This window comes from Methylotenera sp., assembly GCF_029946165.1.
Lineage (GTDB): Bacteria > Pseudomonadota > Gammaproteobacteria > Burkholderiales > Methylophilaceae > Methylotenera.
This window is the reverse complement of record NZ_JAQSDZ010000007.1, coordinates 1-3,065: the sequence shown is the minus strand read 5'-3', so window position 1 is coordinate 3,065 and position 3,065 is coordinate 1. Positions and strand designations below refer to the sequence as shown.

At 49.7% G+C, this 3,065-nt stretch carries 1 protein-coding gene; it reads right to left on the bottom strand.

Features of this window, described 5'->3' with window-relative positions; translation table 11 throughout:
• Window positions 1–664 precede the first annotated feature (664 nt).
• The coding region (locus PSV17_RS05495) for a hypothetical protein (RefSeq protein ID WP_300480424.1) at window positions 665–3,065 on the bottom strand (2,401 nt) is incomplete at its 5' end.

Below are 3,065 nucleotides of genomic sequence, written 5' to 3'. Positions count from 1 at the left end.
GGACGAGGGAAAAAGGAGAAAAGGGAGGGATTTAATGTAACCTGACCCCTTTGTTGGACCCCTTTGTTGCTCGTTTTTTGACTTGTTTTCGTGGGATTTAATGTAACCTGACCCCTTTGTTTCGGGATTTAATGTAACCTGACCCCTTTGTTTGGACCCCTTTGTTTGTTTTCGCTGAAGGACGAGGAAAAAAGGAGAAAAGGGAGGGATTTAATGTAACCTGACCCCTTTGTTTTTGTGACCTGACCCCTTTGTTTCGGGATTTAATGTAACCTGACCCCTTTGTTTTGTAAGCGCCATTATGCGCCGCCGAAGGACGAGGGAAAAAGGAGAAAAGGGAGGGATTTAATGTAACCTGACCCCTTTTTTGCCGCTTTTTTCGGGATTTAATGTAACCTGACCCCTTTTTTCGCGCTTTGTTTGGAAGGACGAGGGAAAAAGGAGAAAAGGGAGGGATTTAATGTAACCTGACCCCTTTTTTCTTGGTTTTCGTGGGATTTAATGTAACCTGACCCCTTTGTTGGTTCTTTGTTTGGGGATTTAATGTAACCTGACCCCTTTTTTTTAGACGTAAAAAACCCCGCTAGCCTTGTGAGTAGCGGGGTCTTGAGAGGCTTTACCTACACCCTACGTTTGAGCGCGGGGTGAGTCTCCGGGGTGGGGATTAGACAACTGAGAAGTCGCCAACGTCGAGGGTACCGACTACACCAGTAATCTTGACGATGTAATCAGCAGTAGCAGTGTATGTTGCACCGGCGTCACCGTTGTGAAGCAGATACGTCTCCGTACCGAACGTAAAGGTAGTAGTTGCACCATCAGTTTGCATCAGCGCCATGGCTACGTCAGTTGCAGCAGCCAAATTGGCTGCCGCAGTGACGGTAGCCTGCTGAGCTGTGGAAAGAACCACAACGGATTTCGCACCATTGGCATTGCCGAACACAAAAGTATCCACAGCAGTTGTGGCCGTACCCAAGTCCAGACCAACAATGGTATCCGCGTTGGCAACCGTGTTAGCTGCACCTGCACCGTAATGGAACACGTCATTGCCAGCGCCACCAGTCAAAATATCGCCGACCAAGTTGATAGCACCATCGGTAACAACTGCCACTCCAAAAGTAATGGTGTCAGCGGTTCCGAGAGCTGCAGATGATGTAGCTACATTACCAGCAGTAGCAGAATAAGTAAGGGTCAAAACTGCTCCAGCTGAAGTCGCCGTGATGATATCTCCACCAGTACCAGCCGCAATGGATGCAGTGATATCAGTAGCTGCCTTTGCTGCACTTAAAGTTGCAGTGGTCTGCGTAGCCGCAACCAGAGTAACAGTTTGCCCAGCAATAACAAGTGTGCCGTTGCCAGTGGTATTACCGGTGAATGTTACCGCCTGCACTTCAGCACTAGAGTCACCAATAATGACATCGTTACCGTTACCGCCAATAATGGTGTCAACCCGCTGTGATCCACCAATTACGTCATTACCTGAACCACCAGTGATAGTTGCGCCCGTTGTGCTGTTGTATGCAGTAGCGTTGATTGTTGTTGCACCAGTAGAACCAGTAGCATCGACGTTCAAGTTAGCAGCTACAGACTGAGCAGCAATGGTGATGGAGTTGACACCAGCATTCACCAGCTTGATGGAGTCGATAGCAGCCATGCTAGTGGTGGTCAGTGTTACTGCACCGGTTGTAGCGCCGACTGTGCCATTACCGGTCAGTTCCAACTTCTCAACACCAACCAAGCTCAGACCAGTCAGGTTGGAAACCTGAGCAGTACCGGCAGCGTTAGTTGTAGTCAGAGCGGCCTTCACAGTGTCAATCTGACCGCCATTAGAAGCACCAGTCAGACCCAGTGTGATGGCACCAGCTGCGTCATTAGCAGCAATAATTGCCACGTTTGCAGCCATTGTTGCGTTCAAGCCGTTGACGGTAACCGCAGCGCCTGCACTGTCGTTAACGCGAACACCAGTGATGGTATTGTTTGCAGCCAATTGTGATGCATCAGCAGTCACGCCAGTGTTTGCTTGCAGAACTTCAAAGCCCTTGTAGAAAGGAGCAGTTGCAGTGGTCAACTGAGCGTCAGCAGTGATGACCAAACGGTCAGCAGTGCCAGCGCCTGCATCAACCGATGCACCAGTCACAAGGACTGCACCAGCAGTTACAACGTCATTGCCAGCGCCACCAACGAAGTTGATACCGGTATTGGTATTCAGTGTCGTGGTCACGCCACCAGCGGTTAGACCAGAAGCATTAACAGTCTTCACTGTCGTATTTTGTAATGTACCGATGTCCACCGAAGTGGCAGCACCAGCGACAGTAATTGTCGAGGTAGTGCCGGTAAAGCCAGTGATATTGCCAGTTGTCAGGTTCGTTGCTGCATTGATGGTCAAAGCAACGTTGGACGTTCCAGACAAAACAACATTGTTCAAATAGTTATCGCCACCAGTTGAGTTAATGGTGTTGGATGTGATGCCAGTACCTGTTTGAGTCAGCACCCCAGTCGCATTTGCTTTAGCCGTACCAGTACCACCAGAGATGTTGAACACACCAGCAGTCACGGTGTTTGCATAGTTAGCAGTGACCGCACCATTCACGATAGAACCGTTACCAATCATTCCAACTTTTTGACCAGCTGCAAGGCCGTTAAAAGTGATTGCAGACGTTGCGCGATCTGCATTGAAATCAGTTGCACCAGCAAAGTTGGCGGCTGTGACTGACGTGATGGTCGCAGCCGTCGCTTGCACAGCACGAACATTAATGTTTTCGATACCACTGACAGTAGCTGCAGCCAGCGTTGTTGCTGTGGCCGCGCCTGTCAAGATGACGTTCAACGAGTCCGTACCTAGTCCACCGGAAATTGTGTCGGCAGCACCAAACGTGTCGGAAACCAAGCCGGCATCGCTTTGCAGGGCTGTGAATGTATCGTTACCGGCGGTACCAGTGAAAAGTGCTCCTGAATCAACACCAGTAGTGAGCGTAAAAGTCTGCCCAACAGTAGGATCTACAACACCAAAGCTAACATTAGCCACATTCCCAGCCACCAACGCATAAGCTTCAGCACTAGCCACCTTA